13 protein-coding genes are annotated in these 15390 nt (G+C 51.6%); 5 read left to right on the top strand and 8 right to left on the bottom strand.

Annotation, left to right across the window (positions count from 1 at the left end; genetic code table 11):
• The first annotated feature begins 309 nt into the window (after positions 1–309).
• From IEY24_RS10220 to IEY24_RS10205, 4 genes are all read left to right on the top strand, one after another.
• Positions 310–891 (top strand): Crp/Fnr family transcriptional regulator, encoded by a 582-nt coding sequence (locus tag IEY24_RS10220; protein WP_188931307.1) that lies wholly within the window; start codon positions 310–312, stop codon positions 889–891.
• Positions 892–966: 75 nt separating this feature from the next.
• Positions 967–1416, top strand: coding sequence for a DoxX family protein (locus IEY24_RS10215; RefSeq protein WP_188931305.1), 450 nt, complete (start codon positions 967–969; stop codon positions 1414–1416).
• Positions 1417–1653: 237 nt separating this feature from the next.
• On the top strand, positions 1654–5685 hold the full coding sequence (locus IEY24_RS10210; RefSeq protein ID WP_229221791.1) for a hybrid sensor histidine kinase/response regulator transcription factor: 4032 nt from the start codon (positions 1654–1656) through the stop codon (positions 5683–5685).
• A 360-nt stretch (positions 5686–6045) separates the two neighbouring features.
• The gene (locus IEY24_RS10205) at positions 6046–6297 is read left to right on the top strand and encodes a hypothetical protein (protein ID WP_188931303.1); all 252 of its coding nucleotides are present in this window, start codon (positions 6046–6048) and stop codon (positions 6295–6297) included.
• A 40-nt stretch (positions 6298–6337) separates the two neighbouring features.
• On the opposite strand, the gene IEY24_RS10200 is transcribed toward IEY24_RS10205, so the two are convergent.
• Positions 6338–7684: a Gfo/Idh/MocA family protein gene (locus tag IEY24_RS10200; RefSeq protein ID WP_188931301.1), complete on the bottom strand. Its 1347-nt coding sequence runs from the start codon at positions 7682–7684 to the stop codon at positions 6338–6340.
• 218 nt (positions 7685–7902) lie between these two features.
• Between IEY24_RS10200 and IEY24_RS10195 the strand changes: the two genes are divergently transcribed.
• On the top strand, positions 7903–8955 hold the full coding sequence (locus IEY24_RS10195) for a methylenetetrahydrofolate reductase (RefSeq protein WP_229221790.1): 1053 nt from the start codon (positions 7903–7905) through the stop codon (positions 8953–8955).
• Positions 8956–8979: 24 nt separating this feature from the next.
• Here the strand turns inward: IEY24_RS10195 and IEY24_RS10190 are convergent, their stop codons facing one another.
• The 7 genes from IEY24_RS10190 to IEY24_RS10160 all read right to left on the bottom strand — a co-directional run bounded on the left by IEY24_RS10190 (position 8980) and on the right by IEY24_RS10160 (position 15285).
• Complete coding sequence (locus IEY24_RS10190; protein ID WP_188931299.1) at positions 8980–10269, bottom strand: sensor histidine kinase; 1290 nt, start codon at positions 10267–10269, stop codon at positions 8980–8982.
• A 1-nt stretch (position 10270) separates the two neighbouring features.
• Entirely contained in the window at positions 10271–10597 is a 327-nt protein-coding gene (locus IEY24_RS10185) for a circadian clock KaiB family protein (protein ID WP_188931293.1), read from the bottom strand.
• A gap of 5 nt (positions 10598–10602) precedes the next feature.
• The gene (locus IEY24_RS10180; RefSeq protein WP_188931291.1) at positions 10603–10893 is read right to left on the bottom strand and encodes a circadian clock KaiB family protein; all 291 of its coding nucleotides are present in this window, start codon (positions 10891–10893) and stop codon (positions 10603–10605) included.
• Positions 10894–10902: 9 nt separating this feature from the next.
• The gene (gene kaiC, locus IEY24_RS10175) at positions 10903–12582 is read right to left on the bottom strand and encodes a circadian clock protein KaiC (protein ID WP_229221785.1); all 1680 of its coding nucleotides are present in this window, start codon (positions 12580–12582) and stop codon (positions 10903–10905) included.
• A 213-nt stretch (positions 12583–12795) separates the two neighbouring features.
• Positions 12796–13581, bottom strand: coding sequence for a hypothetical protein (locus IEY24_RS10170; RefSeq protein WP_188931283.1), 786 nt, complete (start codon positions 13579–13581; stop codon positions 12796–12798).
• 115 nt (positions 13582–13696) lie between these two features.
• Positions 13697–13891: a hypothetical protein gene (locus IEY24_RS10165; protein ID WP_188931281.1), complete on the bottom strand. Its 195-nt coding sequence runs from the start codon at positions 13889–13891 to the stop codon at positions 13697–13699.
• Between the two features lie 140 nt (positions 13892–14031).
• The gene (locus tag IEY24_RS10160) at positions 14032–15285 is read right to left on the bottom strand and encodes a styrene monooxygenase/indole monooxygenase family protein (protein WP_188931279.1); all 1254 of its coding nucleotides are present in this window, start codon (positions 15283–15285) and stop codon (positions 14032–14034) included.
• Between the last annotated feature and the right edge of the window lie 105 nt (positions 15286–15390).

Genomic DNA, 15390 nt, shown 5'->3' with positions numbered 1-15390 from the left:
AGCGTCCGTACGGGCGGGACGGGGAGCGGATATTTGTCATGATTTAAAAAAAGGTTTAGTAATGATTTCCGGTTTTAGTAAATTCCGAACATAGCAAAGCCATCGCCTTTTGCTTTGTAGCTGGCGTAGTTCGGTTTCTTGTCAGGGGGAGGGGGATATTAATATTTTAAAAAAATATAGTCCAAAAGAGGGCAGTGCAGATTTAAACGCCGTTAAAATGACCTTAAATTAGGATTAAAATGCACCCTGGATTTGGGTGCCGGAAAGGGACAAACAAACGAAAATAGCGCACTAACGGCGAAGCCCGGCATGAGTACCAGCCTATTAATCCAGAATATCGAACGCCACGTACACCTCGACGTCGGGGAGATTGAATTGGTCCTTTCCCTGTTTCAGCCGAAGCAATTGAAGCGAAAAGCATTTTTGCTGCGGCAAGGCGAAGTGTGCCGGTCGGAGCATTTCATCGTGAAAGGGTGTGTTAAAATATATTCTATCGATGAAAATGGATTTGAGCACATTCTGATGTTTGGGGCCGAAGGCTGGTGGGTAGGCGATTTGTTCAGCTTTCTGACGGGGAAGGAAAGCCGTTATCACATCGAGGCACTGGAAGATACCCAACTGCTGCAAATCACGAAGCCCGACCTCGACCTGCTTTACGAAAAGGTCCCTAAAATGGAGCGGTTTTTCAGGATTCTCCTGCAAAATGCATTCATTGCCCATATGGAACGGATCGATCAATCACTTTCGCTCGATGCGGCGGGGCGCTACCAGCATTTTGTGCGTAAATATCCCGCTTTCGGCCAGCGTATTCCGCAAAAGCAGATCGCTGCGTACCTCGGGATCACTCCTGTATTTCTCAGTATGCTTCGAAAAAAGTTAATGGAAGGCTGATTTCTTCAACTACTTTAATTTTTTAGGCGCACGCTTTCCGGTCCTTTGCTGCTTCAAATAACCATTAGCAAAGTAATGAAAGCAATCATTTTCAAAGTAAATAACGACTGGACAGGTCTAGTTCTACGCCTTACCATAGGCCTCGTTCTCTTTCCCCACGGCGCGCAAAAAGTACTGGGTTGGTTCGGCGGCCCGGGTTTCAAAGGCGAAATGCAGTTTTTTACCCAAACCCTGCATATTCCCTGGCTCGTGGGCTTCCTGGTGATCCTGATCGAATTCGCGGGTGCGATCGCATTAATCGCCGGTTTCGCTTCCCGGCTTTGGTCTGCGGCCATCATCGGATTGTTTACCGGGATTATTTTCGTCGGGCAGCACGCACAGAACGGCTTTTTCATGAACTGGTTCGGTAACCAGCAGGGTGAGGGCTACGAGTACCATTTGCTCGTGATCGGGCTGGCGCTGGCGATTATCGCGGAGGGCAGCGGGAGGTTTTCGGTGGACAGGAAGCTGTTACCTGCCGGCTAATTTGCTAGGCCCGAATTCTAGCTACAAATGGTGTAAAGTAGGTCTGCTACATTTATTGTTTTTGTAGCTTTTGTTAACCAGGTGAAAACAGCAGGTCTTGTCTTAGGGTTACTTTTTTTGCTGTGCATCCGACCGTGTGCAGCCCAGCCGAACGCTGCCCGACCGAACGCTGCCCGACCGAACGCGGCCCGACCGAATGCCGCCCGACCGAACGCGGCCCATCCTTACGTTGCCTGGGTGAAACACTATAGCCCGGCAGAGGGGCTGGCGCATCGGGAAGTGAACGCCATTTTTCAGGACCGGCAGGGGTTTATGTGGTTCGGTACCAAGTACGGGCTCAGCCGTTTTGACGGAAAGACATTTACGAACTTCACCAAAGACCGCAGCGGGCTTGCATTTGATGATATACAATCTATTGCGCAGGACGCCGACGGAATATTGTGGCTGATGGGCCCTTTCGGGGAATCGCGTATTTCCCTTTTCAATCCGCTAACGGGGAAAACCATCCCTTTTGAAGAGAAATTCGGCAAAAAATACCTGAATAGTCACCTGAACGTTCCGCAGCGCCTGCTGGCGACCCCGGATGGGACCATCTTTTTTGCAAACTACCAGTCTGCTATATTGTCTTCCTACCGCTCAAAATCCGGTTTGAAGTCCGTTCGTTTGAAACAGTTCAAGCAATTGACGCTCCTGCGAGCAACGGTTCACAACACGGTTTGGTGCATTGCCGATGGGAAGAACCTGGTCGAGCTTACCGCAGAGGGGCGGGTCCTTCGGGAGTATAAGCACTCGGTGAACCTGATCGCGAATTGTATGGGGCAACGTAACGCCGGTACCGAATTTTGCTATCTGCTTGTAACGCTGTCCCGCGATTTCGCTTACCATTTTTACAGGATAGACGAGGCGGGCAACCGGCATGAATTACCGCGTGCGCAGCTTCCGGTTTTGTCCCAGGCACTTTTTCCGGTTTGTTACATTTTTGATAAAACCGGCGCCATGTGGGACGGAACACGTCTTCGCGATTCGACGGGGGCAGTTCTCCTGGATATCAACGATCAGTTGTCGGGGGAAGCGGTAGTCAATCGGAGCTTTTTTGTTGATCGGAACGGCTCGATGTGGCTGGGGACAAGTTTTGGAGTGTATCAGGTGAAAGTAGCACCCAATTACTTTCGCAGGCTGTTTTACAATGCGACCTACACGGGCGAGAAAACGGCGGCGATTCGCGGCATTACCGTTGCGGGAGATGCCGTTTACGCCAGTCTTGAAAAATTCGGACTCTATTCGAGCAGCTTAAATGGAGGATCGGTTAAGAAACTGCTGAGTGAGCCGCGCTATGGCCCAACCGTGGCGCTTGTCGACAATCTCCCTGGTCGGGTAATGCTTGGATTGGGCAATGCGCTGATTGACTATGGGTTCAAAAGCGGGGCGGGAGCGGCATTTGAATTACCCGGTAATGTGACAATTTGGGCTGTGCGCCGCTTTGGTGAAGACCGGTGGCTGATCGGTGGCCGCCTGGGACTGTGGTTAGGTGATTCAAAAGCCGGTAAGGTCGAGTCATTCACGAAATTCAACCAGTTCAAGGAGCTGGCGCAGTCGCACGTACTGTACATAGCCCCCGACCGGAAAGGTACTTTCTGGATTTGCTCGGGAACCGGTTTGTATACGGCTGATCCGGTGAAAGGCATTACCGGCCGCTATTGGAGCGGTGGCAAAGGCGAGTTCTACCTGCCGGCGGATGTTTACGAGTATTTTTATGAGGATCAGAATGGCGTCTTTTGGTTGGGAACGGCTAATGCGGGCATGATACGCTGGGACAGGCCGCGGAACAAATACCGCCAGTTCCGGCGCTCTGAAGGGTTGTCCAACGACAATATCCACGCGATCTATCCCGACAGACGTGGGCATCTCTGGCTAAGCAGCGACAACGGCATTATGCAGTTCGACCCGGGGAGACTCACCACCCGGACGTATTTTACCCAAGACGGCCTTACCCATAATGAATTTAACCGCATTGCGCATTTTCAGGACAAGGCCGGCAATATCTATTTCGGAGGACTAAACGGCGTCACCGCATTCAATCCCCGGGATTTTGAGTCCGAAAAACCGACGAATCCGCTGAGTATGCGCGTGGTTTCGTTCCGGCAATTTGATAACTCGCTCGGCGAGCTCAAAGACAAAACGGAAGAGCTTGCTCAAACGCAGAAAATCGTCGTGCAGCCAGGCGAGCATACTGCCGTGCTCGAATTTGCCATGCTGAATTTTACCGACGCGGAAAAGAACGTTTATACCTATCGGTTACAAGGGCTGGACAATGCGTGGACGCAGCAGACCGAATCGACATTGAGGCTTGGGACACTGCCTTACGGCACTTATCAACTGTTGATCAAAGGTCAGGCGGCCGATGGACAATGGTCGGCCAACACGCTGACTTTTGCTGTCGAAGTATTGAAGCCGTTTTATCTGCAAACCTGGTTTTTGGTGCTGGCGGCGCTGGTTTTAATGGCTGGCATCTGGGGTTGGCTCAAATGGCGGATCTGGAATCATCAGCAGGAACAGGTACGACTGGAAGCGGAGATCAGGCACGCCACAGCGCGCATCGAACAGGATAAGAAGGTTATCGAGCATCAGGCCCGGTCGCTGCATGAGCTCAATGAGGCAAAATCCCGCTTTTTTGCCAATATCTCTCACGAATTCCGGACGCCTCTGACGGTGATACTTGGTATGACTTCCGAACTGAAACGTTATGGGCCTGATGAGCTTTTGAAGCGGAGCCCTCGCGCGGCCGACTTGATCGAACGGAATGGGAGCAGTTTATTGCGGCTGATCAATCAGATCCTGGACCTTTCGAAACTCGAATCCGGGGCGATGCTATGGCAGCCCATCCGGTCGGATTTGGTCAGGTTCGCGCGGTATGTGGCCGAGTCTTTCGATACGATGGCCGCAGGAAAGGATATTCAAATGCATTTTTATTCCGACGAGGCATTTCTGGAAGCCGATTTTGATAAAGATAAATTGCAGGACATCCTATCCAACCTCCTGACTAACGCCATCAAGTTTACACCGGCAGGAGGGGATATTTATCTGCGGCTGACCCTGGATGACAAGGACCCATTAGTTGGCACGGAATGTTATGAGGCCGTTCCGGTAGGGAGCCAGTCGGATGGTGAATGGATTTCAATCCGTGTACGAAATACCGGTTTGGGTATCGAGGCCGATAAGTTACCCTTGATCTTTGACCGGTTTTTCCAGGTTTCAGGCCAACCGGCTTCCGAAACTGGGGGGACCGGCATTGGCCTCGCGCTCGTGCGGGAGCTGGTATCCCTGATGCACGGCGGGCTGGCAGTCCGAAGTGTGCCCGGTGAAGGCGCCGAGTTTGTTGTACGTTTCCGGCGGACCCGCCGGGCCCCGTTTGTTTTATTGCCGCAGCAGCCGAAGGCCATTTTCAGCAAACCCGACCTGCCCGAAGCAACTGACGTGACCAGCGAAACGGATGAGGAGAAACCGGTGCTGCTACTTGTGGAAGACAACGAGGATGTAGCTGCTTACATCGTATCTTCGCTCAATACCCATTACCAGATTTTCCGGGCCGAAAATGGGCAGGCAGGCATCGATCTTGCTTTGGAAAGCATTCCGGACCTAATCCTGACGGACGTAATGATGCCCCTGAAAGATGGCTACGAACTGTGCGATACGCTAAAAAACAGTCCGGCGACGAGCCATATTCCAATCGTCATGCTGACGGCCCGGGCCGGGATGAACGACCGGCTCAGCGGCCTCCGGCGCGGTGCGGATGCATATCTTACCAAGCCTTATCAACGGGAGGAATTGGAGGTGGTGTTGGGCAATCTGCTCGAATCGCGGCGGCGCCTGCGCGTATATTACAGCCAGCACGCGATAGAGTCGTTGGAGCCTGGTACGGCTTTCGTCGAAGAAAACGAGTCTCTGGAAAACCTGTTTTTACAAAAGTTGCGCTCGGCGCTGGAAGGGCAGTGGGAAAACAGCCCGTCGTCGATGGAAGCCATTTATCACGAGATGGGTATGAGCCGCTCTTCGCTCCACAGGAAGATGATCGCGCTCACAGGTATGTCGGTTACGCGCTACGACCGTTCGCTACGGCTTACGCAGGCGCGTCAATTGCTGACTACCAGCCCCATGACCATTTCCGAAGTTGCCTATGCCGTCGGGTTCGAAGACCCTAAGTATTTCAGCCGGCTGTTTTCCGAAGAATTTGAGTATTCTCCTACGGAATTCCGGCGTCTGAAACAATAATCCACCTTTTTGGGTATATTCTCCACCTGCTTGGCTGCGGCCTTGAATAGCTTTGTAACAAGGATTTAGCGCGATGGCACCCTCTTTCACACTGGCACGCCTGCACACTGAATAATATCATTTAAGCGTCTTCTTCAATTGCTAATTACTCAACGTTGATCGATAGGCTCAGCAGGTGGGAGTTATTCCCGCCTTGCTGCTGCCCCAACAGCATTCAGTTTTTGGAAAACCCTATAAATAACTAAATCGAAAGGAAATGGAAAAGATAACGGTATTTTCTTTTACGATACGCTCAACAGGACATTTATCAGTAAGCTTGTCGCGATTAAAATATGGCAGGAGTGGAAACGCTGGGCATTTATGCCGCCTAATCTGCACGTTTGGGAAATGTTCATCAAGCCGGAGGAAATAAAATCACTTTTAGCTAAAAGCGGGTTCGAATGGAAAGAGCACCGCGGGTCCGAACCTAATGTATCTATCCCCAAAATGCTGGGTTATCTCAGGAAACGGGTCAAAGGAGAATGGACTTTCGTAGAGCTCGGTCAGAAGTTCAAATTGGTAGGAAGCAAGGACATGAATATACTCTATGCCGGTTATGCCATCAAGAAATAGAATTGGCGCCCTGCAAACGTGTGTGCAGGGCGCCAATATGTTATACTACCGGGTCCCAGCCCTTCGCATACTCGCGTGACCACAATTTCTCAGCTTCTTTGTCGCCGATAATGTGCCCGTTCTTAGGGTCGATTTTCAGGTCGCGACCCACGCGCCAGGCGATATTGCCGAGCTGCATTGCCACCACACTCTTGTAGCCCAGCTCTACATCGCAGTTCGGTTTGCGGTTGTTGCGGATCGCGTCCAGGAAGTCGGCCACATGGAGGTTGTCCATACCGAGGCTCGGGCTGGCGAGGTTACGGCCTTGCATTCCCGCTTCTTCGGTAGGTGAGTTCACCTCTTTGATCAGTTTGCCATCGAGATCGTAGACCTTGTAGCTGTCGCCGCCGGTGTCGAGGCTGCCGTTTTCACCGTAGAAAATGATCCCGCGGTCCTGGCCTTCGATCTTGCGGCCATTCGAACTTCTCGATTCCCAGATCAGCGAAATGCGGCCTGGATAATCCATCGCGATCACCTGCGTGTCGGGTGTTTCCCAATCGTCCTTGAACTCGTACCGTCCGCCCACTGAGCTAACACGCGTCGGGAAGTCGACGCCCAGTCCCCAGCGGGCTACATCCACCTCATGCGTACCGTTGTTGAGGGCCTCGCCGGTACCCCAATGCCAGAACCAGTGCCAATCGTAATGGATCAGGCCTTCTTTGTACGGCATACGCGGTGCAGGCCCCTGCCAGAGTTCATAGTCGAGCCAGGAAGGAACGGTACCCGGTTTCAGATAAGTCGCCTTTCTTTTATTGGTATACCATGTTTTGGCTAAATACACGCGACCTATAATGCCCTGGTGCAACTGCTTGATGCCTTCCGTGAGCACCGGCGCGGACCTGCGCTGCGCGCCCATCTGTACGACGCGCTTGTACTTGCGCGCCGCCTCGACCGCCAGCTCGCCCTCGCGCGGGTTGTGGCTCAGTGGCTTCTCTACATACACGTGCTTGCCCGCCCGGCAGCCCATGATCGTCAGCGGGGCGTGCCAGTGGTCCGGCGTAGCAATATATATGGCATCTATCGATTTGTCTTCCAGTACCTTGCGGCAGTCCTTCTCCGATTTGGGTTTGGCGGTTTGTTTGGCATCCATAACGGCCTCTACGGCTTTCGGGATTGCCCGTTCGTCCACGTCGCAAATGGTACCTACTTCTGCATTTTTCTGACTTGCGAATGTGCCGCTCATGCTTTTGCCCCGGCTGTTGACCCCGATCGTCGCTACGCGGATGAGGTCGTTCGCACCGATAATGCGGTTATAGCTCTTCGCGCTGAAACCCATGGCCGTTCCGCCGATGGCGATCCCCAGCGAGCCTGCCGCGGTAGTTTTTAAAAATTCACGTCTGTTAGCCATGACTGGTAATGTGTTGATCCGAATTACTAAGTATTGCCGCGCCGGTATATACCTTTCCGCCGCGTGCAAATCCGAAGATTTTCGTGTCGTCAGAAGGCTTTGAAAAAAAGCAGTAGGAAGGAAGCGGCCGGTGCCGGGATTTTGCTGAATAATAAAAAAGATGCGCAGGAGGGGCATTCACTAGTAATAAATTCAGAAAATGATGTTTAGTTTGAAGAATGGACGGCCAGGGTAGCAGGATGTCCATCATGCAGGTATTCTTTTATGGAGAAGCGGCAGGAAGCCGTATATCAAGTAACGTCATGTTTCTAAACAAGATCAAATCCCAGGAATCAGGAGTGGTACTTTACGGTATCACGCCACCCAAAGCCGACACCACTGCTGAACGCATTGCCGAGATTGCCCAGAAGACTATTGAGCGGTTAGCAGCGCTCGATATTGATGCGCTGGTCGTGTATGATGTGCAGGATGAATCGGCCCGCACCAAAGAGGAAAGGCCTTTCCCGTTCCTGAACTCGCTTGATCCGCTCATTTTTGCCTCGGAATATCTGGGCACGCTCGACGTCCCGAAAATAATATACCGTCCTGCCGGCAAGTTTTCCGGAGAGGAGCTGTCCGAATGGCTCGAAGCGCTGCACAAGCAAAGTTTCTACCCTGTGTTTGTCGGCGTTCCCGCTCCCGATTTTCCAGTAAAGACCAGTCTTCCAGAAGCTTATAAAATCTGGCGCAAAAATGAAGAAACGTCCGTTATCGGTGCTGTAACCATTCCCGAGCGCCATAAAGTGCTGCAAGATGAAGATGTGCGGATACTGGATAAGATGGAAAGCGGGGTGTCTTATTTCATTTCACAGTGTGTTTTTAACCTCGAGTATGCAAAGCAGGTGATCGACGACCTGGCCCTTAGTTGCGACCGCCAGCAGATAGCCCCGCCTACGATTATTTTCACGATTACGGCATGTGGGTCCGAAAAAACGCTGCATTTCATGGATTGGCTGGGCATTAATGTGCCCGAAGAGCTGAAAGAAGATCTTCGAAAGTCCGATGATATGCTTGAAAGGTCGGTCAATATATGCCTTGACATTGCTTCCGAACTTACCACATTCTGCATGCAGCGGTCCATTCCCTTTGGTTTCAATATCGAGAGCGTGGCTATCCGCAAAGCAGAAATCGAAGCTTCTATTTACATGGCAAGCCAGATTAGCCAAATGCTGAAAGACAGAGGTGTAAGGAAGTCGGTTAATACATCAAAAGTAATCGGAACTACAACTTAAACCTGACCTATATGTTTGCCCGTATCAGGCCACGGCCATCGGCTGTTTAACGGGCAGGCTGATCGTGAAGCGGGAGCCTTTACCCGGGGTGCTTTCGGCGGAAATCCTTCCGTGATGCCTTTCTATGATTTTCCGGGTGATTGACAGCCCGATCCCGGAACCCTCGTACTGGTCTTTGTTATTGAGCCGTTCGAACAGGGAGAATATCCTTTCGTGGTATTGCTTTTCAAAGCCGATGCCATTATCGGCAACGACAATGTGGTAAAGTGCAACCTCGTCTGGTCCGTCGGAAGGAGCATTCGTCGGCGTACAGAATATCCGGATTACCGGCGGCTGGTCGTGCCGGGAAAACTTAATGGAGTTGCTGATCAGGTTCTGGAAAACCTGCTTAATCTGCGCCCGGTTTCCTTCGAGGACCGGCAGCCGTTCTACGAGCACTTCGGCATTCCGCTCCTGTAACAGCAATTCATAATCGTCCAGGATTTCAGCGATTATCGCTTCCAGATTCACCTCATCAAAGGCGTGAGGGCTTGTCGACAGGCTGGAATAATTCAGAATATCCGATGCCATCGAACGCATTCTTTGCGATGACGAAATGATTTTATCGAGGTATTTGCGGCTTTCCGGGGGAAGCTCCTTCGCATGCCGGTCCCTGATCATGTTAGAGAAAATCAATATTTTCCGCAGAGGCTCCTGAAGGTCATGAGAGGCGATCGAAGCGAACTGTTGGAGGTCGTGATTGCTCGCTTCCAGTTCCCCGTTGGCGATAGTCAGGCGTTCGTTATTCTCTTTAAGCAAGCCCTGGATCCTTTTTTGAAAAGTAAGGTTCGTGACGATCACGCTCAACGACAGCCCCTCGTCCAGTTGCAGCACCGCAAGGGATAGCTGGCACGGTACTGCGTCGCTATCCCGGCAAATCTTAACTTCGATCTGCATATCCTTGTTCCAGGCCATACCGAACGCATCTTTGAACTCCGGTTGGCAATCATCAGAAACAAATGATTCGAAAACCTTTCCGACGATGTCCGATAAAGTGGCGTCCAGCATGGACGCGAACCGCGAATTGGCGTAGAGAATAATGCCGTCTTCGTTCAAGGTTACGGCGCCCTCATTCATCTTCTCGATAAAGAGGCGGTAGGAGTGGTCGGCGGTTTTGAGCGTGTAAAGCTGATGTCCGGCTTTCGCGTCGTTAACCACCAGGGCGTCCACCTGACCCGTGCGTATCGCGTCGATGGTGTCGGTGGCTTCCTCCAATCGCCGGCTTAGCTCGGCGTTTTCCCGAAGCAATTGTTCGTAAGTTTTCAGATCGCCCATATCATTCGCCGGAAATACCAAGACCTTTCAAAACTTTCTGCGTATCGGACATATCCCCGATGAGCCGCCGCTCGGGAAAAGGCCTTGATTTGATCAGCATCGGCAGGGCCACAAGCTGTTCCTGCGAGGCAAGCGACTTCTCCTGATGAACATCTATCACCCGGAGCGTATATCTTTCCTTGATGTATTGTTCACAGATTTCCCTAAGATTCGCTACCGCCCGGATCGAATTGGAGGAAGCACCGGCTATATACAGGTTTAGCTCGAAGTGATTGTCCACCTCGTCGCCATCATCCCAATCCTGTTTCTGGTGTATTCCTTGAATCATCTCACTTAGTTTGCCGGGCGAATATTGAGTCCTACCAATACTTTTTCTTCATTAGAAAGGTCTCCGATGATCTTGCGAATGGGCTCGGGGACCTTTTTGACGAGCGTCGGAATGGCTAGTATCTGATCGCCTTCGGCCAGTTGCGGTTGAACCAGTAAGTCGATCACTTCTATCACATATTTATCTTTCAGGTGCTCCTCGCAGTATTTTTTAAGATTTGCGAGCGCGGTCACGGACCGGGCGGTTTTCCCGGCGACGTAAAGTCTGAGCTCCCATATTTCCTCATTTACCTCCATAATACGGTGTTAAAGCAAATTGTCGCGCTTGTGCGTGAGTTCTTTGCGATTGTCGTTTAGAATGCTCTTTTTGAGCTCGTCCTCGATATAACTTTTGTTAAGCTCTTCCTGAACCGACTCGAATTCTTCCTTCAAAGCCGCGATCCTCGATTCGAGGACGAGTCTTTTGCGTTCGATCTCCCGGTCTTTTCTCGAAATGGCATGGTCGTGAATGGCTTCGGAGGTTCTTTCCAACAATTGTTGTGTCTCCCGTGCGGAGCCCGTCAGCACGCCTACGGGGCCGAGGAATACATCTACCAGTTTAAGGCCTTCGTCCGTAATGACAAACTCCCTTACCTGGTTAGAATGCTTCATCCCACGCGATTTCATGACGTACAATCCACGGTTGCGCTCACCATTGGACTCGATGTCCCTGACGAGTATCCAAACGTCCACCAGGGACGAGATGCTCTCGTCGGTTTGTTCAGCTTTGCCGTCATTGAGTGCCAGCGCTGTAAACATGACGGTAATCTGCTGGCTTTGCAGAAAATCGATGAGGCGTGTGAGCAGGCTCTTTACCTCGCTGGTTGAGCCGACTGTAATGAGATTGCTGATCGGATCGAGGACGACCACGTTGGGTTTGAACTTTTCGACGAGCCTTATGATGTTCAGCAAATGCATTTCGAGACCGTTAAGCGTGGGCCTGGATGCACTGAATAGCAGCAGGCCGCTATCCAGGTGACTTTGCAGATCGATATTAATCGATCGCATGTTGCGAACGATCTGGTGCGGCGATTCTTCGAATGCAAAATAGATGGCACGTCCGCCGTCTTTACACGTGCTGTCGATAAAACTCCCGGCTATGCTGGTTTTTCCCGTACCCGCCGTGCCGGAAACCAATACGCTGCTGCCCTTGAAGAAGCCCTTTCCGTTGAGCATTTTGTCCAGTGCGGGAATGCCTGATGATAACCTTTCGACCGAGGTCGGATGGTTCAGTTGGAGTGAAGTGACAGGTAACACGGAAATGCCTTCATCGTCGATCAGAAACGGATATTCGTTGGTGCCGTGAATCGTGCCGCGGTATTTTACGATCCTTAGAATGCGGGTAGATATCTTGTTTTCAATCCGGTGATCGAGCAGGATTACACAATCCGACACATATTCTTCGAGGCCCTGGCGTGTAAGGGATGCCTCCCCTTTTTCGCCGGTAATGATCGTTGTTACCTTCTTTTCTTTAAGCCATTCGAACAGCCTGCGGAGCTCGGCTCTTAATACGCCCTGATTGGTCAACCCTGCGAAGAGGCTTTCGATGGTATCCAGCACCACGCGCTTGGCACCAATACTGTCTATCGCATATCCGAGCCGAATAAAGAGGCCTTCCAGATTGTATTCACCAGTCTCTTCGATCTCACTGCGTTCAACACGCACGTGATCGATCCGGATTTTCCCGTCGGCCTGCAATTGGTTCAGGTCGAATCCCAGGGATGCTACATTGACGGCCAGTTCTTCTGCTTTTTCTTCAAAAGCCACAAAAACACCAGGTTCGTTATACCGTGTAGCACCGTGAACCAGGAATTCCATCGAGAACAGGGTTTTCCCTGACCCGGCAGCGCCGCAAATCAGTGTTGGCCTGCCGGAGGGCAATCCACCCGCAGTTATTTCGTCGAGGCCGCGCATGCCGCTGCTCGATTTGGGGAGTGTACGATGCATTTTGGTTGATTCTGAGGGTTCCAAACTCATGGTCAATTCTTGAATGGTCTGTTAAATGAAACACTTTCCGGGAAAACGCCCCCAGAGGAGTGCTCCACAGAAAGATTTCAATAAAAACCATGCCTGAACAATGAACGTATACCCTGCATATGGCAAAGGCACCGCCGGACGACGTATCGCCTGGCAGTGCCTTTGGGGAATATTCAACGTCTATTATTGACCCGCTGCCGGCTCACTGTAAAAGAAGTCGTCCATGATCACCAGATCGTCGTTGGCATTGTATTTGTACCCGCCGGAAATGCCCGCCGAACCGGAGGTAATCGTAACCCTTGTCACTTTGTTGTCGGGAAAAACGACGCCAAGGAATGAGAAGCCGTTGCCGTCCGTTCTGGCAGGTACATTGAACTTACCCAGGCTTTTATCTCCTTCGAAAAACTCAATACTGCTGATGTTGTCGCGGTCCACATCGGAGAATATGGCTCCGAAGCCCCTCACGAATGCGGCATTGGACGTGCCGGGTATTTTGAAAGTCAGGTCCATTTTGTTGCTGCCGATAGCGGCAAAAGTGCGGGCCGGGCTGAACGCCTTGAATTGCTCGCTATGGCCGGAAACCGCGTCGCTGAAATCCTTGTCGCTTACCCGCAAGCCTTTACCGGGCGTGGAGAAGATAACGCCGCGCTTTCTGCCGGCGGGCAGAGCGGGGTCGGTACTGTTGAAAAAGTCACCAGGGAAATTGTCGGTGTTTGTCTGGTTGTCGGGTACGGCGTCCCAGTTGATCTCCCGGCGGCCGGTTGTATTGACGGTCGTGTTCAGCGGATTGCCCAGTAATGTCCTGAATGCCGAGATTTGCGTGTTAATATCGCCGCTGCCTTTGATTTCAGTGAAATTGATCGCCGGCGAGGGGTTTTGATCGTCATTGTCTGAACTACAAGCGGAGACTAATGCGATGCAGGCAAAAAGTGTGACATTGCCCAGAATTGTTTTGAATGATGTTTTCATGGATAATTGAATTGATATGGATATAGAATGGAATCGAAAAATTCTTGAAAGCATTAATTCATACAAAGTGTGGCCTGATCAGCCGGAAATCACCTGCATAATCCAACGGCTTTCTTTATACGTATCCGTGGATCGTTTCCGCCCGGAATTCGTCGTGAAACAAGCCTTGCAGAAACGTCAGCGTAGTGCTATCGAGCTGGCCCGCCAGCTTCATCTGATATAAGTTATTCATCAATGCATCCAGCAGTGGATATTCGGATTCCTGCGGCCCTCCGGCAGCCAGCATTGTCAACCAGAAGACTGACGGCATCGGATGCGGTTACACGACGGGTGGGTGCAGGGGCGGTGAGCACAATAGAGTCCCCGTCAGCGTCCCGAAGAGACGCGAAGCTTTGATTCTGCATGATTCAGTTGAGTTTGGTGTAAGTATGTGCTAAAAAAAGGAAATGCTTAGAATGCTGCCGAGGCGGGTATCTTGGTTTTTCTTGTGAGGTATTCGCGCGCGGCATCGGCGTCGTCGAGCCAGGGGAACAAGGCGGGCGGATGGTTGAAACCGTTCACGAAATCGGAAGCGACCTCGGGATAGCGGGCGGCTGCCTGCAGAATTTCGACCACATGCGGGGCGGGAGGCGCCAGAAAAATGTCGCAAAAACGGTTGACATGCTGCGAATACTGCCAGAATTCTTCAAAAGTCCGGTTCATCCATTCTACATCGAACGGGGCATCACCCCGGTTAATGATCGCCTGGGCATAAGTATTCGCCATTTTAGAGGCATTATTCCCGCCCTGGCCTACTATCGGGTCGTTGAGGATAACAGTGTCGCCCACACCGAGCACGGCCGCCGTCGAATTGAGCTGTACAACGGGCTTTCTGACCACGGGTGTGAAGGAGCCTTTCAGAAAAGCGTTGTTGCCGACAAGTGCCGCATTTTCAAATGCGGGATACCGCCAGGGCAGGAGCGTGCGCATCATTTCCTTTGCTTTGTCGAGGATCGCCGCCGCCGAATCGGCTTCGTCGAAAACGTCCATCGGACCCCCCGGAATGCTTTCGAGAAGCAGGAAGGCGCATTGAATGTCGTCCTTTTGGTAAAACGGTGCCGTAATAATCTCCCCGGCACCCATTACCGCGTCCAGCGTGATCGCATTGAACCGGGTTCTGTGTGTGTGTTCGAAATCGTTGATATGGATCTGCACAAGCTTGCGGGCCGGCACCTGGTGTGTCGACCGTTCTTCGTCTTTTGTAAACAGCCTCGCCAGAGGGCCTTTGCCGGATGAAACGACGACGAGATCGAACTGTGCCGTGCATGCCAGTAGGTCGGAGGGGGTGGTGTCGCTTACAATGAACTTGCCGCCGAGTTTTTCGAACAGTTTGATCCATTGATAAAATTTCAAACGCTGATCGATGGAAGCGCCTGGTTTGCTGGTGCGCGATTGGATTCCGAAAGCAAAGTCACCGGCGGGGGTACCGAAGTTGATATTGAACCCGGTCGAATGGAAAGCGGTGTCGGCCCAGAGATCGAGGCCCAGCTCCTTCTCCAATTGCAGGGTATCGTTGAAAAGGTAGGTGGCGCCGGTTGGCGGCCCGTTGAAGATCTCCTCTGCCGAACGCTCCGAAATGATGGTCACGTCATATCCGCTTCTGACCAGTCTGATACCAAGGTGTAGTCCCGATTGGCCCGCGCCCATAATTGCTATCTTTCTCATTGTCCGATGTGTTTGATTTCATTTGATGCTGACAAAGGTACCGTCACCGACTGGTGCCAAGTGGTAAGAACTCCTTAAAAAGTATAAAAAAATATAAAAATCAGG

It is taken from the genome of Dyadobacter endophyticus, assembly GCF_014641595.1.
Taxonomy (GTDB): domain Bacteria; phylum Bacteroidota; class Bacteroidia; order Cytophagales; family Spirosomataceae; genus Dyadobacter; species Dyadobacter endophyticus.
The sequence above is the reverse complement of the archived record's forward strand: the minus strand, read 5'-3'. Positions and strand labels throughout refer to the sequence as shown.

Coding starts and splice junctions, on each gene's coding strand:
- IEY24_RS10220 (WP_188931307.1), top strand. CDS start 310: ATGAGTACCAGCCTATTAATCCAGAATATCGAACGCCACGTACACCTC.
- IEY24_RS10215 (WP_188931305.1), top strand. CDS start 967: ATGAAAGCAATCATTTTCAAAGTAAATAACGACTGGACAGGTCTAGTT.
- IEY24_RS10205 (WP_188931303.1), top strand. CDS start 6,046: ATGCCGCCTAATCTGCACGTTTGGGAAATGTTCATCAAGCCGGAGGAA.
- IEY24_RS10200 (WP_188931301.1), bottom strand. CDS start 7,684: ATGGCTAACAGACGTGAATTTTTAAAAACTACCGCGGCAGGCTCGCTG.
- IEY24_RS10195 (WP_229221790.1), top strand. CDS start 7,903: ATGGACGGCCAGGGTAGCAGGATGTCCATCATGCAGGTATTCTTTTAT.
- IEY24_RS10190 (WP_188931299.1), bottom strand. CDS start 10,269: ATGGGCGATCTGAAAACTTACGAACAATTGCTTCGGGAAAACGCCGAG.
- IEY24_RS10185 (WP_188931293.1), bottom strand. CDS start 10,597: ATGATTCAAGGAATACACCAGAAACAGGATTGGGATGATGGCGACGAG.
- IEY24_RS10180 (WP_188931291.1), bottom strand. CDS start 10,893: ATGGAGGTAAATGAGGAAATATGGGAGCTCAGACTTTACGTCGCCGGG.
- kaiC (WP_229221785.1), bottom strand. CDS start 12,582: ATGCATCGTACACTCCCCAAATCGAGCAGCGGCATGCGCGGCCTCGAC.
- IEY24_RS10170 (WP_188931283.1), bottom strand. CDS start 13,581: ATGAAAACATCATTCAAAACAATTCTGGGCAATGTCACACTTTTTGCC.
- IEY24_RS10165 (WP_188931281.1), bottom strand. CDS start 13,891: ATGCCGTCAGTCTTCTGGTTGACAATGCTGGCTGCCGGAGGGCCGCAG.
- IEY24_RS10160 (WP_188931279.1), bottom strand. CDS start 15,285: ATGAGAAAGATAGCAATTATGGGCGCGGGCCAATCGGGACTACACCTT.